The 26,011-nt window shown below is 42.8% G+C and carries 21 protein-coding genes and 1 pseudogene; 15 read left to right on the top strand and 7 right to left on the bottom strand.

From position 1 onward, the window contains the following. Positions 1 to 79: 79 nt before the first annotated feature. The 6 genes from IEV27_RS14275 (at position 80) to IEV27_RS14250 (ending at position 8,014) form a co-directional block, all read left to right on the top strand. Positions 80 to 1,504 carry an aldehyde dehydrogenase family protein gene (locus IEV27_RS14275; RefSeq protein WP_188378160.1) on the top strand — a complete coding sequence of 475 codons (1,425 nt, stop codon included), beginning with the start codon at positions 80 to 82 and terminating at the stop codon, positions 1,502 to 1,504. A gap of 160 nt (positions 1,505 to 1,664) precedes the next feature. Beyond that, positions 1,665 to 2,315 carry an SDR family oxidoreductase gene (locus IEV27_RS14270; protein ID WP_188378159.1) on the top strand — a complete coding sequence of 217 codons (651 nt, stop codon included), beginning with the start codon at positions 1,665 to 1,667 and terminating at the stop codon, positions 2,313 to 2,315. 153 nt (positions 2,316 to 2,468) lie between these two features. Beyond that, complete coding sequence (gene dcuS, locus IEV27_RS14265) at positions 2,469 to 4,073, top strand: DcuS/MalK family sensor histidine kinase (protein WP_188378158.1); 1,605 nt, start codon at positions 2,469 to 2,471, stop codon at positions 4,071 to 4,073. Then, the gene (locus IEV27_RS14260; RefSeq protein WP_188378157.1) at positions 4,070 to 4,777 is read left to right on the top strand and encodes a response regulator; all 708 of its coding nucleotides are present in this window, start codon (positions 4,070 to 4,072) and stop codon (positions 4,775 to 4,777) included. The genes dcuS and IEV27_RS14260 overlap by 4 nt, the downstream gene beginning before the upstream one ends. Positions 4,778 to 5,463: 686 nt before the next feature. Further along, positions 5,464 to 6,645 carry an NAD(P)-dependent malic enzyme gene (locus IEV27_RS14255; protein WP_188378156.1) on the top strand — a complete coding sequence of 394 codons (1,182 nt, stop codon included), beginning with the start codon at positions 5,464 to 5,466 and terminating at the stop codon, positions 6,643 to 6,645. 40 nt (positions 6,646 to 6,685) lie between these two features. Beyond that, positions 6,686 to 8,014 (top strand): 2-hydroxycarboxylate transporter family protein, encoded by a 1,329-nt coding sequence (locus IEV27_RS14250; RefSeq protein WP_188378155.1) that lies wholly within the window; start codon positions 6,686 to 6,688, stop codon positions 8,012 to 8,014. 241 nt (positions 8,015 to 8,255) lie between these two features. Here IEV27_RS14250 and IEV27_RS14245 read toward each other — a convergent pair. Continuing rightward, positions 8,256 to 8,441 (bottom strand): annotated as a pseudogene (locus IEV27_RS14245) (transposase); the annotation flags it as partial. Here IEV27_RS14245 and IEV27_RS20135 point away from each other — a divergent pair. Then, entirely contained in the window at positions 8,385 to 8,684 is a 300-nt protein-coding gene (locus IEV27_RS20135; protein ID WP_188378273.1) for a phosphodiester glycosidase family protein, read from the top strand. The pseudogene IEV27_RS14245 and the gene IEV27_RS20135 overlap by 57 nt on opposite strands. Before the next feature lie 142 nt (positions 8,685 to 8,826). Here IEV27_RS20135 and tatAD read toward each other — a convergent pair whose 3' ends face one another. From tatAD to phoD, 5 genes are read right to left on the bottom strand one after another with little or no spacing between them, the layout of a single operon-like run. Continuing rightward, positions 8,827 to 9,045, bottom strand: a complete 219-nt coding sequence (gene tatAD / locus IEV27_RS14235; RefSeq protein ID WP_188378154.1) for a sec-independent protein translocase protein TatAD — start codon at positions 9,043 to 9,045, stop codon at positions 8,827 to 8,829. A 22-nt stretch (positions 9,046 to 9,067) separates the two neighbouring features. Beyond that, the gene (locus IEV27_RS14230) at positions 9,068 to 9,997 is read right to left on the bottom strand and encodes an alkaline phosphatase PhoX (protein ID WP_229735356.1); all 930 of its coding nucleotides are present in this window, start codon (positions 9,995 to 9,997) and stop codon (positions 9,068 to 9,070) included. Further along, positions 9,987 to 10,484, bottom strand: a complete 498-nt coding sequence (locus IEV27_RS19890) for a twin-arginine translocation signal domain-containing protein (protein ID WP_229735355.1) — start codon at positions 10,482 to 10,484, stop codon at positions 9,987 to 9,989. The genes IEV27_RS14230 and IEV27_RS19890 overlap by 11 nt, the downstream gene beginning before the upstream one ends. A gap of 25 nt (positions 10,485 to 10,509) precedes the next feature. Next, positions 10,510 to 11,247: a twin-arginine translocase subunit TatC gene (gene tatC / locus IEV27_RS14225; protein ID WP_188378153.1), complete on the bottom strand. Its 738-nt coding sequence runs from the start codon at positions 11,245 to 11,247 to the stop codon at positions 10,510 to 10,512. An 11-nt stretch (positions 11,248 to 11,258) separates the two neighbouring features. Continuing rightward, positions 11,259 to 13,007, bottom strand: a complete 1,749-nt coding sequence (phoD, locus tag IEV27_RS14220) for an alkaline phosphatase PhoD (protein ID WP_188378152.1) — start codon at positions 13,005 to 13,007, stop codon at positions 11,259 to 11,261. A 1,135-nt stretch (positions 13,008 to 14,142) separates the two neighbouring features. On the opposite strand from phoD, the gene IEV27_RS14215 reads away from it, so the two are divergent. The 7 genes from IEV27_RS14215 (at position 14,143) to IEV27_RS14185 (ending at position 23,862) form a co-directional block, all read left to right on the top strand. Beyond that, the gene (locus IEV27_RS14215) at positions 14,143 to 15,417 is read left to right on the top strand and encodes an ABC transporter substrate-binding protein (protein WP_188378151.1); all 1,275 of its coding nucleotides are present in this window, start codon (positions 14,143 to 14,145) and stop codon (positions 15,415 to 15,417) included. Positions 15,418 to 15,528: 111 nt separating this feature from the next. Further along, complete coding sequence (locus IEV27_RS14210; protein WP_245345483.1) at positions 15,529 to 16,425, top strand: carbohydrate ABC transporter permease; 897 nt, start codon at positions 15,529 to 15,531, stop codon at positions 16,423 to 16,425. 3 nt (positions 16,426 to 16,428) lie between these two features. Further along, a complete protein-coding gene (locus tag IEV27_RS14205) occupies positions 16,429 to 17,268 on the top strand; it encodes a carbohydrate ABC transporter permease (protein ID WP_188378149.1) in 840 nt (279 codons plus the stop codon). A gap of 66 nt (positions 17,269 to 17,334) precedes the next feature. Further along, entirely contained in the window at positions 17,335 to 18,348 is a 1,014-nt protein-coding gene (locus IEV27_RS14200; RefSeq protein WP_188378148.1) for a LacI family DNA-binding transcriptional regulator, read from the top strand. 34 nt (positions 18,349 to 18,382) lie between these two features. Continuing rightward, a complete protein-coding gene (locus IEV27_RS14195; RefSeq protein ID WP_188378147.1) occupies positions 18,383 to 19,729 on the top strand; it encodes a GH1 family beta-glucosidase in 1,347 nt (448 codons plus the stop codon). Positions 19,730 to 19,799: 70 nt separating this feature from the next. Further along, a complete protein-coding gene (locus tag IEV27_RS14190; RefSeq protein ID WP_229735353.1) occupies positions 19,800 to 22,775 on the top strand; it encodes a carbohydrate binding domain-containing protein in 2,976 nt (991 codons plus the stop codon). Between the two features lie 247 nt (positions 22,776 to 23,022). Then, positions 23,023 to 23,862, top strand: a complete 840-nt coding sequence (locus tag IEV27_RS14185; RefSeq protein ID WP_188378146.1) for a glycosyl hydrolase family 28-related protein — start codon at positions 23,023 to 23,025, stop codon at positions 23,860 to 23,862. Positions 23,863 to 23,949: 87 nt separating this feature from the next. Here the strand turns inward: IEV27_RS14185 and IEV27_RS14180 are convergent, their stop codons facing one another. Beyond that, the gene (locus IEV27_RS14180) at positions 23,950 to 24,735 is read right to left on the bottom strand and encodes an SDR family oxidoreductase (RefSeq protein WP_188378145.1); all 786 of its coding nucleotides are present in this window, start codon (positions 24,733 to 24,735) and stop codon (positions 23,950 to 23,952) included. Between the two features lie 237 nt (positions 24,736 to 24,972). Here IEV27_RS14180 and IEV27_RS14175 point away from each other — a divergent pair, with 237 nt between their 5' ends. Beyond that, a complete protein-coding gene (locus IEV27_RS14175) occupies positions 24,973 to 25,965 on the top strand; it encodes a helix-turn-helix transcriptional regulator (RefSeq protein ID WP_188378144.1) in 993 nt (330 codons plus the stop codon). The last annotated feature ends 46 nt before the right edge of the window (positions 25,966 to 26,011 follow it).

The raw sequence follows: 26,011 nt of genomic DNA, 5'->3' as shown, positions 1-26,011 counted from the left end.
TTTCAATTTCCTAAATAAAGGATACAGTCTCATCAAGCTCATTAAATATAATTTTTTCATATAAAAGGAGAATGAAGTCATGCGAAACTACTTGAAACATTACATCAACGGTGAATGGATAGAATCTACAGGTTCAGAAACCGAAGAAGTCATCAATCCGGCGACGGAAGAAGTGATCGGAAAAATCAGCTTAGGTACGAAAGAGGATTTAGATAAAGCGGTGAAGGCAGCGCGTGATGCATTTCCGTCGTTTTCCCAAACAACGAAAGAAGAACGGGTAGAAATGCTTGAAAACATTGCAAAAGAATATGAGAATCGAAAAGATGAAATCATTGAGACCATTACGGACGAACTAGGGTCCCCGCTTGAGATCTCAGAAAATATTCATTTTATGATGGGGTACAACCATTTTTCTCAAGCCGCCGAATCACTGAAGGAATTCTCCTTTGTTGAGGAGCATGGCGGACATACCCGCATGAAGGAATCAATTGGCGTCAGCGGTCTGATCACCCCATGGAACTTCCCGACGAATCAGACCTCAACAAAAATTGCGAGTGCGTTTGCGGCAGGAAGTCCCGTAGTCTTAAAGCCGGCTGAATTAACGCCGTTTGCTGCGATTATTTTAACGGAAATTTTCGATAAAGTCGGCGTACCTAAAGGCGTGTTTAACCTCGTGAATGGGTCAGGGTCAGTGATCGGTGACGGAATCAGCTCTCACCCGGACATTGATTTTGTATCATTTACCGGATCTGGTGCTACAGGTGAGAAAATCATGAAAAATGCGTCAGAAACGATTAAGAAAGTGGCGCTTGAGCTTGGAGGTAAATCACCGCTCGTCGTGCTTGAAGACGCGGATGTTGAGGGTGCAGCGAAGGCAGCGGTCAGTCACATCGCGACGAATTCGGGTCAAGTATGTTCGGCAGCGACACGGACATTAATTCCATCCTCTATGAAGCAAGAGTTTGAGGAGGCGATGAAGAAAGCCTTAGATGACTTCCCTGTCGGTGATCCGCGTGAAGGAAATTACATCGGCCCGCTCGTTTCCAAAAAACAGTGGGATACAGTACAATCCTATATTGAAAAAGGGATTGAAGAGGGAGCGACTCTGATTGCTGGAGGCACAGGTAAACCAGAGGGACTTGATAAAGGGTACTATACGAAGCCGACAATCTTTACGGATGTCGACAATCAAATGGTGATCGCTCAAGAAGAAATCTTCGGTCCTGTTATGACGGTAATCACCTATGATTCGATCGAAGAAGCGCTTGAGATTGCAAACGAAACGATTTACGGTCTGGCAGGTTACGTTTACGGCAAAGATCCAGAGACGCTTCGAAAAGCGGCTTCAGGCATTCGCGCAGGACGTGTGAAAGTCAATGATGCCGACGCGGACTTTTCTTCACCGTTTGGCGGCTTTAAACAGTCCGGTATCGGAAGAGAATGGGGCGATTACGGAATTGAAGAATATCTAGAAGTGAAAACCATCCTAGGTTACCCATCATAAATGGGTAGCGGCCTGCTCCTTATTGTGGGATAAGGGGCAGGTGCTTTTTTTGAAACAGAAAACAAGTAATTCTGACGGGGGAGCAAGCTCTCTTTCTAGACATTATTTATCATTCCGATTTACTATAAAGATAATATTTTACTTAGAAAGGATGAAGGAAATGAAAGTTCTTGTTGTTGGAGCTAATGGTCAAATTGGAAAACATCTCGTTTCATTTATTCAGGATAGTGAGAACCTGGAAGCAAAAGCAATGATCCGTAAGCAGGAGCAAGCTTCTTATTTTGAAGAGTTAGGCGCAGAAACTGCAGTAGCCGATCTTGAAGACGATATCGAAACAATTGCAAAAGTTGCTGAAGGAGTCGATGCGATTGTATTCACAGCAGGTTCCGGGCCACATACGGGACCAGACAAAACCATTTTAATTGATTTGGATGGTGCTGTAAAAACCATTAAAGCGGCTGAAGCTGCCGGTGTGAAGCGGTTTGTCATGGTTAGCTCGTTTGATACGAGCCGTGAAGCCATTCAGGCTGCTCCTTCATCCTTCGCACCATACGTTGCTGCCAAACATTATGCAGATGAGTGGTTGAAGAGAACGGATCTGAATTATACAATTATCCATCCCGGCCGATTAACAAATGATCCAGGAACTGGACAAGTCGAGGCAGCCTACGAAGTGGAGAGAGGTGAAATTCCTCGCGAGGACGTAGCTTCTGTGATTGCGGAAACCTTGGAGGATCAATCGACGATAGGGAAAGAATTTCAAGTTGTAGGTGGAACGACTCCGATTAAAGAAGCTGTCAAATCGATTTAAGAGAAAAAGAACAATTCGCCCGCGCGGTGAATTGTTCTTTTTTTGTTGATAATAAGAGAAGGTATACTGTTTTTCCGCTGATCGATCTACACCACTCATAAGAAGGAATGATACACTCTATTTAACAACCTCATTCGATAGAGGAGAAATCTAATGAAAAATTCACGGTTTAAGCTGAGTACAATGATTATCTTTTATGTGCTCTTAGTGGTCTTATTTTCGCTATTAATTACCGACTTGCTGATCACGGAAAACACGAGTGATGATATTCGTGATCAGCTTGAAGAGAAAGCACTCATCGTTTCTCGTTCTGTTGCTGAATCTCAGGTCGTTCAAGAAGAATTAGAAAATCAATCAAATGATCAAACGATTCAGGATTATGCGATGAGAATGCAAGAGGCGGCAGATGTTCTATTTGTAGTGGTGATGGACATGGAGGGAATTCGCCAATCTCATCCGAATCCTGAACGTATAGGAAAGAGTTTTGTCGGTGGGGATGAAGAAAGGGTCTTAAATGGAGAAGAGTATATATCCATATCTGAAGGAACGTTAGGGCATTCCGTTCGAGCGTTCACTCCAATTTACGGCGCAAATGGCGAGCAAGTCGGCGCGGTTTCCATTGGTATTTCGCTCGATGCGGTGGAAGCGTCGCTGCAAAGAAGTCATCGAAACATTTTAATTGGGTCATTCATCGGGATCCTTGTTGGCGTCATCGGGGCGTTTTTACTAGCGCGATATATAAAGAAGAGTTTGTTTGGATTAGAACCCGCTGCTATCGCAAGAATCCATGAAGAGCGTAATCGGATGCTTCATTCGGTAAGAGAAGGAATTATTGCGGTGGATGCAGATGCGAAGATCACACTCGTCAACAAATCGGCGCGTGACATTTTTCAAAAAGCGGGCATACAGGTCGACGATCCTGTGGGTCTTCACATTAGTGATTATCTTCCCCATTCGATGCTGGAGAGAGTTTTACAGACAGGGGAGGCAGAGCTTGATGAGGAGCAGGTTATTAATGGTTCATCGATTATCGTGAACAGGGTGCCGTTAATTGTGAATGAAGAAGTAGTTGGTGCGATCTCGACGTTTCGTGATAAGACCGAGGTCAATCAGCTGGCTGAACAGCTGACGGGTGTTCGTTTGTACGCGGAGTCGCTGCGGGCGCAGTCGCATGAGTTTAAAAATAAGCTTCATGTCCTGCTTGGGATGATTGAAATGCAGTCCTACAAAGACGTAAGATCTTATATTAAACAGCTCGTGGATCATCAAGTTCATGAAACGGATACGATCACTAGTAAAATAAAAGATCCGGCTCTTGCTGGGTTTATGATTGGCAAATTAAGCTATGCCAGGGAACAGCAAATTCAATTATCGGTAAACTGTGAAACAATTGTGCCGGCACCAAATGATTCCAAGTTAACCCATGAATTAGTGACGATTATAGGGAATCTATTGGACAATGCGATCGAAAGCTTAGCTTCAAGTGAAGAAAAAAGAATATCGCTTCTGTTGTCTTATGTAGATGAGTTATTGACCATTGAAGTCATCGATACAGGGGCTGGAATGGATGAGGACATTCAAGAAGAAATATTTAAAAAAGGAATGTCTACTAAAGGAAATGATCGAGGGTACGGATTACACTTGGTCAAAACAAGTATTGAAGACCTGGAAGGCTCTATAGAACTGCATTCCAAGGTGAATAAAGGAACAACATTCAGTGTCATCATTCCTTATGAATCGGAGGTGGAAAAGGAATGATTCAAGTACTTATTGTAGAAGATGATCCCATGGTGGCCGATTTAAATAAAAGGTATGTAGAACAAATACAAGGTTTTGAATTAGTAGATGCTGCTGCAAATGTAGAAGAAGCGTATCAATGCTTAGAGCAAACAAAGGTAGATTTAGTATTGTTAGATGTGTATATGCCAGGAAGAAGCGGCTTGGAATTACTAAAGGAATTAAGAGAAAAAGACAAGCAATTGGATGTCATTTTAATCACAGCAGCTTCAGAGAAAGAACAAATTCAACAGTCTTTACGTCTGGGAGTCGTAGACTATCTCATTAAACCGTTTGAATTCGAGCGGCTTCAGAATGCTTTGAAAAAGTATAAAGAGAACCACTTTGTGCTGCGAGATAAGCGTAAAGTAAGTCAGAATGAGCTTGATCAGATTTTCAGTAAGCAAGAACGTCAAGAGGGTAATCGCATTCAAGTTCCTAAAGGATTAACGAAAACAACCTTAGATCACATCATCCAGGTGATCCGACTAAAAAAAGAAGCCGCCTTTTCCACGGATGAAATTGCCCAAGAAACGGACATCTCCAGAGTATCCGTTCGTAAATATTTAAAGTTTTTAAAAGAGATCGACTTCCTTGAGGAAACCCTCATCTATGGAGTAGGACGTCCGGTCTATCAATATCAATTAAAAGACACACGTGACTTGAACTTCGAATTCTATCATTAAAAAGCTTAGACAGATCAGATCTAATATAGGGTTATAAGGTAGTTCCTTCATTTTTGTCTGGAGAAAAGGAACAGCAAAAGCGCCGCTTTCCGCTGGGCATGACGGAAAGTCTCCTCTATCTGCGATCTCCGGGGCCTCTCCTGTCTGCTTATCCCGCAGGAGTCGTCACTTTTTCCGTCCCTTTATCTAGTTTGCTCTTATCCAAAGGGGTTTTAGAAACAGCGAGAATTCTAGGAGCTTTCTGGGCTGTCGACTTCTAAAGAACTGCACGGGCTGCGTTATTGTAGCTTTCATGGAAAAGAAAAAGTCAAGGAACAGACCCTGATGACAACTGCCTGTTAAGATATGAAAAAGTCTTTCGAGAGTCCTTTTCTGGCTTAAGGAACTTCCAAGGAGCCTGGCCCCTTCCACTCCTGCGGAACAGCGCGCGGCAAGCATCCACCGACCAGCGATTCGTGAGATTCAACAAAGGATTTTTTTAGTGGCCTCAAGCGTCCTTAGCTCCTTGAGGCAAGAAAAAAGCTTGTAGAAAAGAGGTTTCTCTACAAGCAAAAAGCAGCCTCTTAGGCTGCTTTTTTTAATTACAATAAGATTTTTACTTTCATATGATGGGCAAGTAAAGCGTTTGCTTATAAGATGAAACCTATAAATGAAAGCGATTTCTTTAGAGGTTGGAGGTTAAGCAAATGAGTAGAGACGATCTAAGTGCAGAAACATTAAATTTGCATCGCACGTTTAGAGGAAAGATCGAGGTGGCTAGTAAAATGCCGGTCGATACGGAAGAGGATTTAAGTTTAGTCTACACGCCTGGAGTTGCTGATATATGCAGAGCGATTGCGGCCAATCCTGATGAAGCAGACGAGCTGACATCAAAAGGAAACATGGTAGCGATTGTTACAGATGGATCGGCTGTATTAGGTTTAGGGGACATTGGTCCGAAAGCGGCTTTGCCAGTTATGGAAGGGAAGAGTCTTCTGTTTAAAAAGTTCGCAGGAATTGATGCTTTTCCTTTGTGTCTTGATACGCAGAATACAGAAGAGATCATTTCCATTGTAAAAGCCCTGGCACCGACGTTCTCAGGCATCAACCTTGAAGACATTTCAGCTCCAAGGTGTTTCGAAATTGAAGAGCGGTTAAAAAAAGACCTTGATATCCCTGTCTTTCACGATGATCAGCACGGCACAGCGATTGTCGTATTAGCGGCTTTAATGAACGCCTTAAAAATTGTGAAAAAATCAAAACTGAACACAAAGGTTGTCATCAACGGGGCCGGAGCGGCGGGGATTGCTATAGCTGATTTACTTTTGTATGCCGGTTTTACAGATGTGACGCTGGTCAGTCTAGAAGGAGTTGTGAGAAAAGGTGCGTCATGGATGAATGAAAGGCAAGCTTCTATGGCTGAAAAAACGAACCTGAACCGAGTGCATGGCGGGTTGAATGAAGTGATCGCAGGGGCAGATATTTTTATCGGGGTATCAGCTCCTGAAATCCTAAGTAAAAATCAGGTGCAGATGATGAATAGTGACCCTATTATTTTTGCCTTAGCCAATCCTGTTCCAGAAATTTATCCTGAAGATGCTTTGGAGGCTGGAGCTATTGTCGTGGGGACGGGGCGTTCAGATTATCCAAACCAAATCAATAATTTACTTGCTTTTCCTGGCATCTTTAAAGGAGCCCTTAATAAAAAAGTGAGAGACATTACGATTGATATGAAGGTAGCCGCAGCTGAAGGAATAGCTAAAGTCGTTTCGGATGAAGAACTATGTCCTGAGTATGTCATTCCTAGTGCTTTAAACGAAACCGTAGCTCAAACGGTTGCCAATGCAGTAGAGCAATCTGTAAGTGAAAAAGTAGAGTGCTTAGTGTAACGCTAAGTACTCTGAATCTATAAGCAAAGGAGAGATTTACATGTCCAGTTCAGCTGAAAGAGTCCGTACACAACAACCTGTAAAGACTAATGTTACTTCTCTAAACCACGAAAAGAAAGCGGTTACAATATTTGGTATTCCACCTATTTGGTTTTTTGCGATTACAGCTTTGACGTTAGTCAGCATGTATACAGGAAACTTACCAGGGGGGATGCTTGGCAGTCTGCTCGTTATGATGGTCCTTGGCGAGCTCTTTGGATGGATCGGTGATAAAACCCCAATTCTTAAAACCTATTTAGGAGGCGGGGCAATTTTAGCCATCTTTGGTGCTGCATATATGGTGTATGCTGGTTTAATTCCTGATTCAACCGTTACGATGATCAACGACTTCATGAAAGATGGAGGCTTCTTAAACTTCTATATTGCTGCCTTAATTACAGGTAGTATTCTAGGAATGAATAAGCAGATCTTGATAAAAGTCGGCCTCAAATACTTCTTACCGATCTTTGGTGCGGTGTTCGGAGCCATGATTGTGGCTGGTCTGTTCGGTGCCCTCGTCGGATTCTCTTTAACTGATGCTGTGCTTGTGATTACAATGCCGATCATGGGAGGCGGAATGGGAGCTGGAGCCGTTCCTATGAGTCAAATTTATAGTGAACTAATGGGGAATGATCCTAGTTACTATATTTCTATGCTCGTTCCAGCTTTAGCTTTAGGTAACGTTTTTGCTATTATTCTAGCAAGTATGCTGAATATCCTTGGAAAAAAAGTACCGTCTTTAACTGGGAATGGCCAGCTATTGAAGGGGTTCGAATATAAAGAAGAAAAATCATCGTTTGATATTCAAAAGATGGGGATTGGACTAATGGCAGCGATCCTATTCTTTTCGATCGGAACATTAGCAGCCGGATTTATCCCGCTGCATGCTTACGCCTTAATGATCATTATTGTAGCCTTGGCCAAAATCGCAGACATCATTCCGAAAAATATCTTAGATGGAGCGAACCAATGGTATAAGTTTGTGGCTAAGAACTGGACACTTGCTCTCTTGTTCGGGATTGGAATCGCCTATACCGACTTAAATACTGTACTTGAAGCCTTAACACTTCAATACATCGTCACAGTGCTTGGTGTCGTAGTGGGTGCTGTCATCGGTGCAGGACTTCTTGGTAAACTTGTCGGTTTCTATCCTATTGAATCTGCAATCACGGCAGGACTATGTATGGCTAACATGGGAGGCACAGGAGATGTAGCTGTTCTATCTTCATCAAGAAGAATGGAACTTATGCCATTCGCTCAGATTTCCTCTCGTTTAGGAGGAGCCATCATCTTGCTGCTGGCTGGTTTACTTATTCCGTTGCTAATGTAAAAGATGCAAAAGGGTCTGTCCCCCAAGGGGGACAGACCTCAGCTTGTGGAGAAACTCCTGTTTCTCCGCAAGTTTTTTTCTTGCCGCCAGGAGCGAAGGCCCCTTCCCTTTCCGCGGACGAGCGCCCGAGCTTCCTCGCGAAACCCACGCTCGGCGATCTCGGCTCACTCGTTCTTCCGCAGGAGTGGAAGGGGCCTCGCTCCTTGGAATTTCTTTAAGACAGAAAAAGACTCTCCTTCACCTAGCTCACCCTTGCTAGATGGAGGACAATCTTTTTCATGTTCTGGCAGGCAGCCGTCAGTAACGCCTGTTCTCGAACTTTTTCTCTTCCGCGCAAGCGGCAATAGCGCAGCCCATGCAGTTCTTTTGAATCTGCGAAGCTACGCTCGACTTTCTCTTTTTTCATACGGTATATCCGCTTTCCTTCCCAAGGTCTTTAGTAGGTATTAAAGAAAATGTCATCATCCTGCTCGTCACTGCTGACGACCGTAATCTAGAAGAAAGCCTTGGTCTTACTTTCTATGATAGTGCTCTAGTGCTGCAGTCACTTGGAACTGTCGAAGGAATGAATCTCGATGGCAGAGGTTGGACTACAATGGTTGTGGAGGATCAAGTCGTCAATCTATCATCTGATCCGCATTTTTCTAGTAAAGTAATCAAAGGAAAGTAGAACCATTTGATTCGCTGATCTATAAACCAAACCCCTAATAAAAATTAAAATCATTGATACCCTTATGATTCACCAGGCACGTTCTCACAGCTAATAGAAAAAAGCAAGCAGGATAAAATCCCGCTTGCTTTTTTCTATTAGCTTAGCTTCCCGTCTTTTGGTTGTCTTCATCTACAGCTTTCAGATTTTTCTTCTCTTCCGGTTTTTCATCTCCGTTCACAAGCTCGTTCGTTGCGTTTTTAAATTCTTTTAATGTGCTTCCAAATGCGCGTCCGATTTCCGGGAGTTTCGACGGTCCGAAAATGATTAAGGCGATGACGAGGACGAGAATTAAACCTGGAATTCCGATATTAGTTAACATAGGATCACCTCCACATAATTTTTTATACAATTGTCATGCCGTGACGCTGAAAGGCGGCGGCTTCTAGATCGGACATTCCCTGTACTTCAGCGAAGGCCGATAGCTTGTCTGAGACTTGCGGAGCGTATGGCTGTGGCGGAGCGGCATGCCCCATTTGTCTTCGGCGCCCAGCATTTTTCCTTGCAAAAGGTCCCCAAATGGCAAAGGTGATCCCCGGTGATTGAATATTGACGAAAAAGGTATCTCCTTGTGTAGAGAAAGTAGGTCCGGCGAGTTCTGAATCGTTGATCTTATTTTCTGCAAAGACATAGGTTTCGCCTTCAGGAGTCATGCCAATAATGCGGTCGACGCCATCACCATCTTCCGCGATCCAGAGGTCGCCCCACGGGGTAATGCAAATGTTATCTGGCATTTCTAAGTCGTTTGCAGAGCTGGATTCATAGAAAAGCTCCAGCGTATTTGTAGCAGGGATATAACGATAAACGCGTCCTAAGTCTTTGTCACCTGCCGAAGTGTCATCAAACCAGAAGACACCCCCTTCAAAGTAAGCTCCTTCTAAACGGCTGAACGCAATGCACCCTTTTTGTCCGGCTTCTAAGGTAGGTTTCTCAGGATCAACATCCTTCCAAACGACGCCGAATTGCTGCCCTGTATAGAATTTACTAGTCTCATCTGAACTCATCTCTTCAATCGCCGCGGCTTGTAGTTTGCCGCCTTTTTGCAAGGATCCGAGCTTCTGGCTGCGGTCATTTGGAATGAATCGATACAGATAGCTTGGTCCTGCATCCTCAGTCAAGTAGACGATACCTGTCGCGGGATCAATTGCCGTCGCTTCGTGAGAAAAAGCGCCCATGTCACGGATTGGCGTTTTTGATAGCTTATTTTCAGGGTCATTAGGATCGACTTCAAAGACATAGCCATGTCCTACTTCTAACGTCTCTTCACACGTCAACCACGTGCCCCATGGCATTACAAATCGTACCGGAAGAGGAGACGTATTCTTTCTGAATTTTACGGTCGGAACCAACTACTAGAGTGGTTGTACCGCCTGTATGTTCTTTACGGTAAGGGTTCTTGCCGATCACAGGATACTTTGTGTTGCCCTCCAATTCATGGTTTCGTACGAGAATCGTAGAGTTGTTAGATCCCGGAAAAGCAGCCATTCCGTCAAACTTCTCAGGAATAGGGCGCCCATCAGATAGCGAATCGCCTTCTTCAGAAATGATCCGGTATTGGAATCCGCGCGGAAGATCAAGAATGCCTCCTGGATCCTTGACTAACGGCCCATATCCTCCAATTATCCCTTTTGATTTATTTGGTGAAGCGAGTGCTTTGCTTTCACTGAATGAAAAGAGACCGGTCGTACTAAGAGCGAGGGCAGCAGTACTTACCCCGCCAGCCTTTAAAAAATCACGTCGATTCATGTTATTCTTATTCATCATCGTTTCCTCCTTGGATTACATGTTAAGCCACGGTTTTCTCCTCAGCGTTCTGGGCGGCTAATTTCCTCCTATAGACAATCGTAGACAAGCTGATGCTGATTTCGTATAAGATAAACAAGGGAACAATTACGAGAACATCAGATAAGAAATCAGGCGGTGTGATTAACACAGAGATGACCACCAATATAAAGTAAGCGATTTTTCTGGCTTTCTTCAGGCGGATCGGATTTAAAATGCCGAGCCTTGTTAAAAACATGATGACAAGAGGCATTTCAAACAACAATCCAAATGGAACGGTCAGATTTAATAAAAATCGAAAATATTTATCAGCGGTAAACATCATTTCGAACTGTCCGTCTGAAAGGGAGGTCAGGAACCCTAAGACGAGCGGGAATAACAGAAAATAACCAAATGATATACCGAAAAGAAACAGAAAGAACAGCGCCGGTATGAACTGTAAGGTGACTTTGCGCTCCTCTTGATTCAGTGCCGGCTTTACGAACAGCCATACTTGAAACGCAGCGACAGGAATGGTTGCAGCCAGAGCAATGACGGCGGCAATCATAAGGTAAACCCAAAGGATGTCACCCGGGCCAAGAACGGCAAGTTTCGCGTCCAGGTCTTTGATCAGCCATCTGTAGATCGGTCGAACAAATACAAAACCTCCAATGAGAAAAGCCACAAATGACAGTAACGTGATGATTATTCTTTTCCGGAGTTCCTCTAAATGGCCAACGAGCTGGAGATTTTTTTCTTCCATAGGTTACTCCTTTAATTCGGTTGTTTTTGTTTTTTCATCTGCTTGTTGTGAGCTCGGTTGTGCGCGTGATGACGATCTTCCTCGACTTCACTGGATGACGCTTTTCCTTCCGGTACAACGGTAGCCGATACTTCCTTCAGGCCGGACTGATCCTTTTCATAGACGAAGGAGGCACGAGTTGATACATCGGCACCAGGCTGAGATACGAAAGGGAGGACACGATAGTCTGTTTTCCAGCTCGTCGACGTAACTTCACATCTGACATAGCCTCGATAATCATTAAAAAATTGAATGTGTTCGTTCTGCTTTAGAATTCTGTCGGTATCGGCCCGCTTATCAGCACCGTTTCCACCAGATGTAATAGAGGTACCAACAAATTCAGCACCTAAAATACGAGACGTTAAGTCATCGAAGTCAGCCAGCAGGTTAGAGCTCCAATTCGCATGGACATCTCCGGTTAGTACAATCAAGTTATCCATGTCTTTTTCGTTAGCGAAGTCAATGATGCGCTGCCGGGCAGGTATGTAGCCATCCCAGCCATCCATACTGTACAGCGGTTCTTCCGGGCTGGGTCCGTAGTTTCTTTTCGCGAAAAAGATTTGCTGCGCCAGTACATTCCAATGAGAGTGAGATTGATCAAGATGATCGAGCAGCCACTGTTCCTGTTGATCCCCGAGCAGCGTGCGAGACGGGTCTAGTGATTCATGGGTTTGTGGTGAGCTTTGGTCTCCATTGGCTTGGTCGGATCGGTACTGCCGAGTGTCGAGCACATAAAAATTCGCCAGGTCGCCATAGGAGAAATGACGATACAATTGCATATCAGCTCCGTTAGGCATTGACGACTGACGAAGAGGCATGTGTTCGTAATAGGCTTGGTAAGCCGCTATCCGACGCTTTACAAATTCCTCAACCGATTGATCTTTTTCCGGAATATCATTGGCATAATTGTTTTCCACTTCATGGTCATCCCAGGTGACAATCCAAGGAAACGCTGCATGAGCGGATTGAAGGTCTTTATCGGTACGATACTGTGCATGACGGTTACGGTAATCCTCTAATGATCTTATTTCCGGACCTTTATGCGTGCGGACGTTTCCCGTACTCGCCACATATTCATCCGGTCCGTACTCATAAATATAGTCACCAAGATGAAACACCAGATCCAGGTCCTCTTTTGCCATGTGTTTATAAGCGGTATAGTAGCCATGTTCATATTGCTGACAGGAAGCAAAAGCGAATGAAAGACTGCTCACAGACGCCCCGGAAGCTGGTAATGTTTTTGTTTTACCAACAGGGGAGTAGTCTTGACCGACTTTAAATCGGAAGAAGTAAGAAGTGTCGGATTCCAGTCCGTTCGCATCGACGTGGACCGAATGAGCAAGTTCAGGGCTTGCCATTTCTGTGCCCCGTTGAACGAGCTGGCGAAAATTCTCATCCTTCGCGATTTCCCATCGTACAGAAATGGTGCGATTCGGCATTCCTCCGCCATGTAAAGGATCGATGGCCAGCCTCGTCCATAAAATGACGCTGTCAGACAGCGGATCACCAGAAGCTACACCCAGGGTAAAGGGGTAGCTGTTGAAGCTTTCCTCCTCTGCATCAACACTGACACCTCCCATGGACTGAGCGATCACCATTCCTAATGAGAGACCGGCTACTTTCCCAGCTCCCTGAAGAAAATCACGTCGATCCAGATCTTTGTGTAATGTTTCTTCGTTTAAACGGTGAATAAGGTCATTGATCGATTGTTCCTTAGCCATACAATTATGCCCCTTTCTAGATTGCTAGGTTTGAACAACTGCTATTATAGGGGCCGAGTTTTAATTAGATGTTAATTAATGTAAAGTAATAAATGGAAAAGTAAACCATGTTTCATAGGAAGATCGAAGGAGAACTGTCTAATTATGGGATAAATGATCTTCAAGTATTGCTTAAGAGAGAGTGATATGTAGTCTTTATTTCCTGAATATGTTTACAAGGATTTAATAATAAATAACAAAAAAGGATTGAACGGAAATGTTATCCGATTCAATCCTTTACAAGTAGGGCAGGTAGAGGTTATAAGAATGTTCCCTCTCCACCAATAGTCAGCTTCATTACCAATTGCTTGTCGAGTAGATAAAAAAAAAGCCTACCACCGGAGGGGGTGCTAGGGGAAGATAAACAACTTAGGTGACCCAACCATGTAAGAATCATCCACGATCTTACATTTTTTCAACTCTACCTGGAAGGATAATTCTTAAGAATTCGTTTCCTTCTGTCCTTGGTTAAGTCCAATTTTTCATCCATTTTCTAAGAAGTTTTAATAAAACTTCTTCATAAGAAATGATACCTTGTAATTTGTTTGACTACCTCTATAGGAAATCACTAACTCCTCCTATTGGGGTCATTGTCTTACAAGTAAACTCACTCTCTACAATAGATGGAGCATAGAGAGCCGTCCGGATGGCCTGAATACAGGGCTTTTCCCATTCCCTACACAGGTTTTGTGTTCCCTTTTATGACCATCATACGATTCGTTAAGAAACGAATTCACGATGGTTGAGCCACCTAAGTTGTTTAATCGATTTGTTTTTATCTTCTTTACACCTTGATTATACCACTAGAAGACCAAAAGGTATAGAGGTTTCTTTAATAATGTTAGCGTTTCCATAATTGTTGTGCCAACAAACGTCCTATTCATCCATGACATTATGCGCATTTACGAAACCGGTTTACTAGAAAATATAATAAAAGTGAAGATTTTTGTAAAAATAACTTGAAAACGGATACATATACCCTTATAATCAACTTAAGTTTACAAATCATTTGATTTTTTTTGACGATTAACGAAACCGGTTTCGTTAATGTGGCGCTTGTTTCTTGGGGTGATCATTTTGGAGGAGGAAAGACGTAATGAAAATGAAGAAAAGTTTGCTTTTAGCCTCACTGGTTAGTATGAGTGCATTTCTTTTTGCTTGTAATGGAGGGGATGATTCAGCCTCGGGTGAGGGAAATGATGTGACATTGGATTTCTGGGTGTTCGGAGCAACGAATTATGAAGATTTAGCTGAAGCGTACGAAGAAGAAAATCCCGATGTGAAAATTAATATTAAAACATCTGAATTAGAAGATCATCACAACAGTCTTTTTACTGCTATATCTGCAGGTTCAGGAGCCCCTGATTTAACGATGATCGAAGTAGATCAGCTTGATCGATACAGGGAAGCTCAAGATCGATTTACTAACTTGTATGATTTAGGTGCTGAAGAGATTCAGGATCAATACTTAGATTGGAAATGGAATATGGCTGAAAATCAGGAAGGTGATTTCCTGTTCGGACTTCCAACTGATATCGGACCAAAAGCGATGTACTACCATACTGAAGTGTTTGAAAATGCAGACCTTCCTACAGATCCTGATGAAGTAAGTGAATTAATTTCCTCGCCTGAAGCTTTTGCGGAAGCTGCTGGTGCAGTGTTAGAGGCTACAGATAAACCAATGGTAGACAGTATGGAAATGGCTTTTCGTGCAAATATGGATGCATTAGAAGTGAGCTATTTTAATCGTGATGGCGAACTAGTTATTGAAGAAGAAGATGGTGTGAAAAATGCTTATGATTATGCAGTAGAGTTACATGAGCAAGGGTACGTCAGCGACTTTGAAATGTGGACGCCTGAATGGGGAGATGCTTTGAATAAAGGAAGTTTCGGCGTTGAAATGGCTCCGGCTTGGCTGAAGGGCTATATGACGGAGAATGCACCTGAAGCTTCCGGAGACTGGCGTGTGACAACTCTTCCAAGTCAGTTTGCTGGGAACTGGGGAGGATCATACGTAGCGATTCCTGGTGAGACAGAACACAGTGAAGAAGCGTATGAGTTTTCCAAGTGGCTTCTGTCACCAGAAAATCAAATGAAGTCTTTCACTGAGAGTGGACTTTTCCCTTCTACCCCAGAAGTGTATGAAATGGAAGAATTCACGTCAAACTCTGATGAATATTTTGGTGGACAAAACACGGCGGAATACTTTGCTGAAGCAGCTGAAGAGATTCCAGAAGTTTATAAAGGACCAAAGTATGTAACGGTTAATAATGAAGTGTTAACTGCACTTAGAAACGTTCAAGAGGGCGGAGATCCGGAGCAAGAATGGGAAGAAGCTGTAGAGCGTATCGAAGGGCTACTTGATCGATAGTTTACTGTAGGGCCGGATGATTTCTTAGTCTGGCCCTTACATATGACAGGAGGTAGAAAAGTGGAAAATGTCGAAAAACAGCAGTATGTCTCCTCTTCAAAAGCCAGCCGAATGTCTGAAAAAAAGAAAGATATGCTCTCTGGTTATTTGTATGTTGCTCCTTTCTTTATCATATTTGGAATTATTGGTCTTTATCCGGCCGTATTTAGTATCGTTCTAGCTTTTCAAGAATGGAATGGACTTGGGGAAATGAATTTTGTAGGGTTGAGAAACTTTACGGTTGTCCTTCAAGATCCGTTATTTTGGAAGTCCTTGTATAACACTGTCATTATGGGGTTGATGGGAACGGCGCCCCAGCTGGTCGTCGGTCTTATTCTGGCAGTTTTCTTAAATATGGCGGCGATCCGATTTACTAATTTTTTTAGAGTAACGATCTTTATGCCTTATATCACCTCTATGGTAGCTGTGGCATTAGTGTTTGGTGTGTTCTTCAGCAGCAATGAAACGGCGCTCGCAAACTATGTGATGGGTTGGTTCGGTATTGATCCGGTAAGCTGGAAAACGTCAGAATGGGGAGCGAAATTCGCGATTTCCCTCATGGTCTTCTGGCGCTGGGTGGGCTATAACACGATTATTTACTTAGCAGGTCTGCAAAGTATTCCGAAACATTTGTATGAAGCGGCGACAATTGATGGAGCTGGTAAAGTTCAACAGTTCATTCATATTACAATTCCTTTATTGAAGCCATTCATTTTACTGACTGTATTTATGTCGACGGTAGGTGCGCTTCAGTTGTTTGCTGAACCTACTGTGTTTCTAGGCAGTTCTGCCTTTACACGTGATGAAGCGATGACAGTTGTTATGTACTTATATAGAGATGCCTTTAACTTAGGTTCATTCGGTACAGCTTCAGCGACAGCGATTTTATTACTCGTTATCATCATTGGAGCTGCAGCTCTAAACACATGGTTAACATCAGGCGGCGGCCGCAGAAAGAAGGGGGCTTAAAAAATGAGTGAACATCGAATGAAACGATTTAAGCCTGGTAACGTACCAGCCTATATTTTATTGGCTTTTGCTTCCATTTTGTCGATTTTTCCTTTTTACTGGATGTTCGTTATGGCGACACAGCCAAGTGCCGCTTATAATTCTGTTCCTCCTACCCTGCTGCCTGGCGGAATGCTGGTGGAGAATTTTTTGAAGGTACTCGATACGATTCCATTTTTTCAGGCGATGTGGAATACGATCCTGTTATGTACGAGCGTGACGATTCTTGTATTAATCATCAGTTCCCTATCCGGGTTTGCATTTGCTAAGTTCTCATTTCCCGGTAAAAACTTTTTGTTCATATGTATCCTCCTTACAATGGTCATCCCTCCTCAGTTAGGGTTGATTCCACAATACTACCTGATCTCTCAATTAGGGTGGCTCGATACATTGTTTGGTGCGGGGATCTTGTTCTTATTAAACCCATTAGGCATCTTTCTCATGCGGCAGTATATCAGTGAATCTGTCCCAGATGAATTGATCGAAGCGGCCAAATTAGATGGCTGCTCAAACTTCAGAATTTACCGCAGCATTGTGCTTCCGATTATTAAACCGGCCTTTGCTACACTAGGAATTATTGTGTTCACCCTTGTCTGGGGAGAATTCTTATGGCAGTTCACGGTGCTGCGTGATCCTTCATCTTATACTTTACAAGTGGCGCTCGCCTCCTTGAACAATGCGTTCCGTGTAGATTTCGGCATGATGCTTTCAGGTGTATTTTGGGCAACGGTACCGTTAATTGTGATTTTTCTTATTTTCAACAAATGGTTTATTTCCAGTATTACGGAAGGTTCAATTAAATAAGCGATGCTACTCTAGCCGATTGTTGATACAATAAGGTATTGAGGTTCCTTAAGGAGATGGAAAAAGATGGATTTAACAATAAAAGATATTGCAAAAATGGCTGGTGTATCTCCTGCCACTGTGTCAAAAACAATCAACAATTATGGCGGCATCAGCGAAGCAACTAGAAATAAAGTTTATAAAATCATTAATGATACTAAATACCAGCCTACTTTCTCAGCTAAATCTTTGGCCACTAAAAAATCAAATTTAATTGGCTTGATTTATGCCGGTAAAATCAATGTAGACTTTAAGCACCCTTTTTTCAATGAAGTGGTGAATACATTTAAGAAAACAGTCGGAGCACAAGGATATGACCTGCTTTTATTTTCGAACGAAAAATTTTATCAGGGAGAAAGTAAGTATTTAGAAAGGTGTAAACACTTCCACGTCGATGGCTGTTTGATTATTGCTGGGGATGAGATTGAAGAGGCTGTACATGAGATTGCTAAAAGCGAAATTCCGTGTATCGGCATCGACCTTGAACTGGAAGGTCCAAATTCCAGCTATATTATGACAGATAACGCGAAAATCGGATTAAAAGTAGTGGAGTATTTCTACTTAAATCAAATAAGAAACATCGCCTACATAGGCGGGAAGCAGGATTCGCTTGTGGCGGGGATCCGTAATCAAGGGTTTGTTGACGCGATGGAGCAATTTGGACTGCCTGTAAAAGAAGATTGGGTGAAATTTGGCGATTTCTTCGAGGAAAGCGGCTATGAAGCCATGAAAGAAATCTTGCAAACGAAAGAATTACCTCAAGCTGTCTTTGCCGCTTCAGACATGATGGCGCTTGGAGCACTCAAAGCCATCAAGGAAAAAGGACTGTCTGTTCCAGAGGACATTCAACTCATTGGGTGTGACGATATTGAGGCTTGTCGATATAGTGACCCGCCGCTCACAACGGTCAAACAAGATAAACAGAAATTAGGGAAACTGGCTGCTACTATGCTGAATGATCTTATTTTAGACAATAATAACATTCACCCGGTGAAAGTGGATCCAGAACTTGTGATTCGGTCATCTAGTATAGAAGGTTAGGTCCCTCTTACACGATAGTAATGGAGGTTATCATATGACAACTATAGAATTTTCGAAAGCATTGAAGTGGGGAGCAGCAACAGCTTCCTACCAAATTGAAGGAGCGGCTCATGAAGATGGAAGAAGCCCATCGATCTGGGATACTTTCTCACACGCTCCGGGAAACATTAAAAATGGGGATCATGGCGACCATGCCTGTAACAGTTACCATTTATATAAAGAGGATGTCCAGCATTTAAAAGAGCTGGGAGTCGATCTCTATCGTTTTTCGATTTCCTGGTCGAGGGTTATGCCGGAAGGGACAGGCAGCTTGAATCCAAAGGGGGTCGCCTATTACCGTAACTTGATCGAGGAGCTGCTCAATCATGATATTGAACCGATGATTACGCTTTATCACTGGGATCTGCCTCAAGTCCTGCAGGATAAGGGAGGGTGGGAAAACCGTGCGACGATTGATGCTTTCCACGAATATGCGGTGGCTATGTTTAAGGAATTCGGTGATCAAGTAAAGAGCTGGATTACTATCAATGAACCATGGTGTGCGTCCTTTTTATCCAATTACTTAGGGATTCACGCTCCCGGAAAAACAGACTTACAGGCAGCTGTGGATGTATCTCATCATCTTCTTACAGCACATGGAAAGGCTGTTCAGTCGTTTAGAGAGCTCGTGCCAGATGGCGAAATTGGCTATGCGCCAAACATTGGCTGGCTTGAACCATTCAGTCCAGCTGCTGAGGATCAAGATGCATGCCGCCGGGGAATGCTGTGGCAGAAAGAATGGTTTATGGATCCAGTGTTTAAAGGAACTTATCCAGAGGAACTTATTCAGCTTTTTGAAAAGCATAACGCCATTTTGAAAATAGAAGAAGGGGACCTGGACCTGATTTCTCAGCCGATTGATTTTATGGGCATCAATTATTATACGGGGAGCCTTGGACGTTACAAGGAGGATGCCGGGTTGTTTCAAGTGGAGGAAATTCCTCTGGATAATCGAAGGACAGACATTGGATGGCCGATTTACGCGGATGGTTTTTATAAAGCATTAACGAATTTGAAAGAAAGCTATGGGGACGTTCCTATTTATATTACGGAAAATGGCGCCTGCTATAATCATGGTGTAGAAGATGGAAAAGTAAATGACCAAGAACGCATTGACTACTTAAAACAGCATATAACTTCTCTGCACAGAGCCATCAAAGCAGGGGTGCCGATTAAAGGCTATATCGTTTGGTCACTGCTTGATAACTTTGAATGGGCAGAAGGGTACGAGAAAAGGTTTGGCATTATCCATGTCAACTTTGACACATTCGAACGAACGAGGAAAGAAAGCTACTATTGGTATAAGAACACGGTCGAAAATAAGAGGTTTGAGATTACCTAAATTTTTTTTGACCTTTTACGAAACCGGTTTCCTTAATGCAGGTTATTATCTAATTCTAAGGAGGAGTATTTTGAAAAAATTCTTAACTGTCCTTTTAACGTTAGCTGTCGTTTTTCAAGTCATGTCACTGTCTGTTCTTGCCGAGAAGGACAAGGGGGACGAACGGGTTGAATATTGGGAAGAGAGAGGATTACTGACAGGGCTGAATCTAAAAAAGAATGAAAATGCTTCCCTGTCTTTTTCAGATTATGCAATGCTGGTCGGCAACTTACTTAACATAAGCAGCGAGCGCGTGCTGGAAGATTTTAAAGAGGCCGGATATGTAACAGGAAATGAAAAATCTGCTGTAAAACAGGCAGATGCGCTCAACATTCTTCAACATGTATTACCGGATTCATTAATGAGCGATTTTGAGGAAGGTTCGAATCAACCATTAAAGCGTAACGATGCTATTCTTATGATTGACTCTCTTATCCAAGGTTACTTTTATAAGGAAGGAACATACAATGACGAGCAGATTAAAGGAAATGCCTGGATCAATCATTCGGATGTCGCTCTTATAGACTCTACGATTGACGGAGACCTTTATATTAGCGAAGGGGCTGACCCGGGGAATATTCAACTAGAGAATACGACGGTCAGCGGAAGTATCTATATTGATGAAAAGCTTCAAAATAAAGTACAGGCCATTGACTCGGACTTAAACAATGTCGTTATCGTGGATGTGGACCAAAAGGAATCAGACTGGTCTCTCGTATGGTCCGATGAATTCATATCCAGCGAAATTGATCAATCGAAGTGGTCGCATGATACTGGAAACTGGCTCGTAGACGAAAATGGCGAGGGAATCTCTCCGGGGTGGGGTAACAATGAATTGCAGTATTACACTGATTCATCTGAAAACTCCTATATCGATGATGGTAAGCTGGTCATCGAGGCTAAAGAAGAAGAGGTTAGTGACCCATTCGGAAGTTACGACTATACTTCAGCTAAATTAACATCCAAAGGGCTTTTCAGCCAAAAGTATGGAAAGTTCGAAGCAAGAATGAAACTGCCTGAAGGTCAAGGATACTGGCCGGCCTTCTGGATGATGCCTGAAGATGAAGTTTATGGTGACTGGCCGGTTTCCGGTGAGATCGATATTATGGAAGCAGCTGGAAAAGATACGAGTAAAATCGGCGGTACGATTCATTATGGTGAGGAATACCCGAATAATACGTATAAAGGAACCGAGTATCATTTTCCTGAAGGAGAAGAATATACCGACTTCCATACGTACTCTGTTGAATGGGAACCAGGAGAGATCCGCTGGTACGTTGATGGAGAATTATATCAAACATTAGACAATTGGTTTGGTAAAGGGAAGAACCAGTCTGATAAATATGCTTTCCCTGCTCCATTTGACCAGGAATTCTATTTAATTATGAATCTAGCGGTGGGCGGCTGGTATGGCGGCAATCCGGATGAATCTACTGAGTTTCCTGGAAAAATGGAAGTAGACTATGTGAGAGCCTATGAGCTTACAGGCCGTGATTATAAAGAACCAGTAGAACCTGTTGTTGAAAAAGATGAGCTGCCTGAAGATGCGAAACAGCCATTAGAAGATGGAAACCTCATTTATGATAACGAGTATAATGAACCTTTTACAATCATTGATCAACATGAAGATGAGTTTGACGCGAATTATTGGAATCTCGTTCAGCTCCCAGATTTTCAAGGAAGTGGAACGATAGAGAAGGAAGAGGTTGACGGCCAGTCTTTTGCAAAAACCAGTGTGACAAACCCCGGTAATGCATTATGGTCCCTGCAGCTTATTCAAAAGCTCGCGATTCTGGAAGGAAATACGTATAAAGTAACCTTTGATGCAAAATCTGATACCAACCGTAATATGATGACAAAGGTTTCCGGTGGAGAAGAAAGAGGATTTGCTAACTATTCCGGAGAGAAAACGATTGAGCTTAGTGATCAAGTTCAGTCCTATGAATATACTTTTACCCTAAACCAAGATACAGATCTGGGTGCACGAATCGAGTTTAATATGGGAAGCAACGGAAAGGCCCCTGTCTGGATTGGGAATGTACGAGTGGAGAATATCACGGGTGAAAATGAGGAGAATAACTCAAAACCTCCTTTAGCGGATGGAAATCTTATTTATAATGGAACGTTTGATCAGGGGGATATGACAAGAACCAGCTACTGGGAACTTGTGACATCAGAGCAGTCTTCCGCTGAAATGAGCGTTTCTGAAGTGCAGCGAGAAATGCAAGTTGATCTTCTAAAGGAAGGTGCAAATCCTGAAGATGTTCAGTTAAAACAATCAGGGATTCCATTGGAAAAAGGGGAAGATTATGAACTGACATTTAACGCAAGAGCTGAGCAAAACAAACCCATCGAAGTAGAATTAGTCAGTGAAGATGGCAGTGAAAGCTATATGAGCGAAACGGTCACATTAACCGAAGAAATGGAGGGGCATACTGTTGAATTTACCATGCCGGAATCGGATTCAAACGGACAGTTGACGTTTATGATCGGCGGCCAGCCTGAAGACGTCTATTTAGATAATGTAAGAATGATTCAAACCTCCAGCAACATTGAGCTTTATCCATTAAAAAATGGTGATTTTTCATCAGGCCTTGACCATTGGACTGAATATATTCACTTCGATGCGCAAGCGAATGTTTCAGCTGATGAAGGAGTGTTGAATGTAGACATTCAAGAAGGCGGAAACGAAGACTGGAGTGTTCTTATGGAACAGAAAGATCTTTCGTTAACGAAAGGAATCACTTATGTTCTCTCTTTTGTTGCCAGTTCCAGTGTGGCAAGAGATATAGAAGTTACCCTTGAAAATGCGGATTATCACCGCTATTTCAATGAAGTAGTTGCTGTAAATGAAGAAGAACAGCGCTTTGATTTTGAGTTTGATATGACGTCTGATGATCAAGCTTCGCTTAAATTTCTGATGGGCAACGTAAGTGAAGAACATAATATTTCTATTGACGATGTCGTGCTTGAAGTAAATAATGCAAGTGAATATGAGGTTGAATAACCACAAAAAACGTACTAAGCTCTGAGAAAAAGTCAGTCCTAAAAAAGGTTACCCTTGAATCAAGAGGGTAGCCTTTTTATTTTTCTTAAGTCTTGGGCATGCACCTCCACCTATACCATAAATTTACCTTTTTCATAGACTATAGGAAGACAGGTTCAATGTCTTGAATATAGACTAGCTTACTGGTCTATTATTCATCTTACCGGCTGCCAAAGTCAGCAGCTGGAAAACACGGAGGTCATGATTCATGACAAGCTTTACTGAAGTTGTCTCAGTCTTAGATTTTCAAGGGAGTGATACAGAAAAAATACAAAAAGCCATTCAATTTGCATCCTTAAAAGAAAATCCTAGTACGGTCTATGTGCCAAAAGGAGATTATGTGATCACTTCTACGATTTTATTGAGAGAAGGCGTCCACCTTACTTTCGCCTATGATGCTAGATTTGTTGTGTATGGAAATCAAGATGTAGTGCATATTGAAAGAAACACCAGTATTACAGGAGCCTATATCGCGATCGATGACAGTAACTTTAATAAAAACGTCCTCGTATTCAATGGGAAAAATAAATACTATAACTCGTGGCACCGTTCTACATTCAAACATATCAACATTGTAAACTGGGCTGGCAACCATAACGGCAAGGGGATCTATATGTACTCAGGCGGGATAGGCCATGAAATTTCCTTCCTCCAATTTGATGACATTAAATTGGTAGGTCTTCATACCGCTATGGAACTGAGAGTCACAAAACCTTCCAGTGGATATAGCTGGATTAATGCGAACAGCTTTAACAACGTTACCATCGATGATTGCGTTCGCGGCATTTGGATGAATTCCGCAAAAACCATCCCAAATGAAGCCAGCGGAAATAACTTTACGAACCTTCAAATTCAACTATCACCTTCTACTCAAAGTGCCATTCGTGTGACAGGAGAATTCAATGCATTCGATGGAGTACTATGGGATGATCACTTAGTTCAAAATCCTTCAGCGCTTCTTCACCTCACCGTTAACAGTCAAGCCACAGTATTCCGCATCAGAGGGAATTATAGAGTGCTAGATGATGGAACGAGAAACAATTACTAAACGGAATTGAAAAAGTCCTCGGTAGTTTAACCGAGGACTTTTCGCATTTACTTAGAAGCTGTTTTAGTCCTGCGTGAATTCCATTCATTAAAGCAACGAGGCCGCTCCATCCACATATAACTCCGTGCCAGAAATATGACGGGATGCATCAGATCCGAGAAATACAATAAGATCAGCCACTTCTTCCGGGTGGCCCGGGCGGTTTTGTAATGGCTGGTTGCCTTCAGGAAATTCAACGGGAATCTTGATTTTTTCCAGGTTATCTTGTTCAGGGTGAGTGTTCTCTTCAATATTCGTTTCGATCGCCCCCGGACAGATGACATTCACGCGAATGTGATATTTCGCTAATTCAAGAGCAGCCATTTTACCAAGTGCCATTTGTCCGGCTTTTGACGAGCTGTAGGCGGAGAAACCAAAGTTGGAAAAGGTTCGGTTTCCGTTAACGGAGCTCGTGATAATGATGCTGCCGCCCTCCTGCTTCATATGCGGAATAGCGTGTTTCACCGTTAAGAACGTGCTCTTTAAATTGGTATCGATCGTTTGCTGCCATTCTTCCACAGCCATATCCTCAATCGGAGTGATTTTTCCGTTCACGCCCGCGTTGGCAAAGATCACATCCAACCTTCCGAAGCGGTCGATGAGCTGTTTATAACATTGCTCAATCTCCTCCTCCTTCGAAACATCCGTTTCTATGATAAAAGCTTCACCGCCATTGGCTTCGATTTCTTCTTTTGTTTCCTGTGCGTCTCTTTCATTAATATCGGCGAGAGCAACATTAGCTCCTTCTTTCGCAAGCTGAACGGCGGAAGCTTTACCAATTCCTGATCCGCCTCCAGTCACTAAAGCTACTTTTCCTTCTAACGTTTTGGCCATGAGTATCGATCTCCTTTTTAACTGTGAAAGTTTAGTTGACTTATTCCCTAGTCGGTGAAAATGTAACTTATAATTTAAAGACTTTTATACACATTGATGTTTGAACCTTTAAAAACTTTTTTGCAGGCAGGTATTTCATAGCTGAATGATGGAAGTTTTTGTTACAGTAATAATTAGATAGTCTCTTCTATACTTAGCAGCAATGGTTAGATCACGAAAACCAGGAGGTTTTACATAATGGAATTAAACAGCAATACAAGGATGCTTAAGCTGCGAGATATATTATTTGAGGAAACGGACGAATATCATGAATTAAGCATGCAAGAAATTACCGATAAAATGAAGCTGACGTTTGGTCCGGACGCTTCATTCGATTCCAGAACGTTGAAACGGGATATGGAAGTACTCGAAGATACAGGATTTGAAGTGATCAAGAACACGGGACGGTTCGGGAAGGTGTACTATAGCTATCAGGACCGCGTGTTTGAAACGTATCAGCTCCGCCTCATTAATGATGCGCTTTTATCTGCCAAGTTCATTACGGAAAAAGAAAAGAAAGAACTCATCGAGAAGACGAAGCAGCTGACGAGTAAACACATCGCCAAAACATTGCCGGACCCTATGTTGTTCTCCCAGTCAGCCAATGATGACTACCAGCTGGTTAAGTTGAGCATAGATCATGTTCACCGCGCGATTTCTGAGCGAAAAGTGCTCCATTATCAATATGGAAAATACAATATGAAGAAAGAATTTGAATTCCATCGAGATGGAAGTACGTATGAAGTGGAGCCGTATGCGCTCATTTGGCAAAACGATTTTTATTATCTGATCGGACGCTTCAAGGAAACGGATGAGATGCGTCACTACCGTCTTGACCGCATGCGGAACATTCGACTATCCGAAGAGAGATTTCAGCGACGTAAAGACTTTAATACTCAGGACTATGTGAGCCAGAGCTTTCACATGTTTGCGGGGGAGAATGTGTGGGTGAAGATTGAGTTCGACCAGTCCTTAATCAACGTAGTGCTCGATCGATTCGGACACGATGCTCACATCACCCCTTCAAGCGACGATCACTTTATCCTTTCAACCAAAGCAAAAATGAGCACAGGCCTCGTCAACTGGATCCTCACCTGGGGAAGAAAAGCGAAAGTTCTCTCACCAGACGGTTTAGTAGAAGAAGTTCAGGAAGAAATCGAAGCCATGTATGCGAGATACAAAAGTGAATAGAGAACATGCGTTGGGTGCACAAATTTTTGTGCACCTTTTTGTTTAT

The organism is Halobacillus andaensis (assembly GCF_014636475.1).
GTDB classification, from domain to species: Bacteria; Bacillota; Bacilli; order Bacillales; family Halobacillaceae; genus Halobacillus_A; species Halobacillus_A andaensis.
Note: the sequence above shows the minus strand (reverse complement) of the source record. Positions and strands in the feature narration are given on the sequence as shown.

What these genes read in the sequence shown, in the direction of transcription:
- IEV27_RS14275 (WP_188378160.1), top strand. Translation starts at nt 80, where the DNA reads ATGCGAAACTACTTGAAACATTACATCAACGGTGAATGGATAGAATCT.
- IEV27_RS14270 (WP_188378159.1), top strand. Translation starts at nt 1,665, where the DNA reads ATGAAAGTTCTTGTTGTTGGAGCTAATGGTCAAATTGGAAAACATCTC.
- dcuS (WP_188378158.1), top strand. Translation starts at nt 2,469, where the DNA reads ATGAAAAATTCACGGTTTAAGCTGAGTACAATGATTATCTTTTATGTG.
- IEV27_RS14260 (WP_188378157.1), top strand. Translation starts at nt 4,070, where the DNA reads ATGATTCAAGTACTTATTGTAGAAGATGATCCCATGGTGGCCGATTTA.
- IEV27_RS14255 (WP_188378156.1), top strand. Translation starts at nt 5,464, where the DNA reads ATGAGTAGAGACGATCTAAGTGCAGAAACATTAAATTTGCATCGCACG.
- IEV27_RS14250 (WP_188378155.1), top strand. Translation starts at nt 6,686, where the DNA reads ATGTCCAGTTCAGCTGAAAGAGTCCGTACACAACAACCTGTAAAGACT.
- tatAD (WP_188378154.1), bottom strand. Translation starts at nt 9,045, where the DNA reads ATGTTAACTAATATCGGAATTCCAGGTTTAATTCTCGTCCTCGTCATC.
- IEV27_RS19890 (WP_229735355.1), bottom strand. Translation starts at nt 10,484, where the DNA reads ATGAATAAGAATAACATGAATCGACGTGATTTTTTAAAGGCTGGCGGG.
- tatC (WP_188378153.1), bottom strand. Translation starts at nt 11,247, where the DNA reads ATGGAAGAAAAAAATCTCCAGCTCGTTGGCCATTTAGAGGAACTCCGG.
- phoD (WP_188378152.1), bottom strand. Translation starts at nt 13,007, where the DNA reads ATGGCTAAGGAACAATCGATCAATGACCTTATTCACCGTTTAAACGAA.
- IEV27_RS14215 (WP_188378151.1), top strand. Translation starts at nt 14,143, where the DNA reads ATGAAAATGAAGAAAAGTTTGCTTTTAGCCTCACTGGTTAGTATGAGT.
- IEV27_RS14210 (WP_245345483.1), top strand. Translation starts at nt 15,529, where the DNA reads ATGTCTGAAAAAAAGAAAGATATGCTCTCTGGTTATTTGTATGTTGCT.
- IEV27_RS14205 (WP_188378149.1), top strand. Translation starts at nt 16,429, where the DNA reads ATGAGTGAACATCGAATGAAACGATTTAAGCCTGGTAACGTACCAGCC.
- IEV27_RS14200 (WP_188378148.1), top strand. Translation starts at nt 17,335, where the DNA reads ATGGATTTAACAATAAAAGATATTGCAAAAATGGCTGGTGTATCTCCT.
- IEV27_RS14195 (WP_188378147.1), top strand. Translation starts at nt 18,383, where the DNA reads ATGACAACTATAGAATTTTCGAAAGCATTGAAGTGGGGAGCAGCAACA.
- IEV27_RS14185 (WP_188378146.1), top strand. Translation starts at nt 23,023, where the DNA reads ATGACAAGCTTTACTGAAGTTGTCTCAGTCTTAGATTTTCAAGGGAGT.
- IEV27_RS14180 (WP_188378145.1), bottom strand. Translation starts at nt 24,735, where the DNA reads ATGGCCAAAACGTTAGAAGGAAAAGTAGCTTTAGTGACTGGAGGCGGA.
- IEV27_RS14175 (WP_188378144.1), top strand. Translation starts at nt 24,973, where the DNA reads ATGGAATTAAACAGCAATACAAGGATGCTTAAGCTGCGAGATATATTA.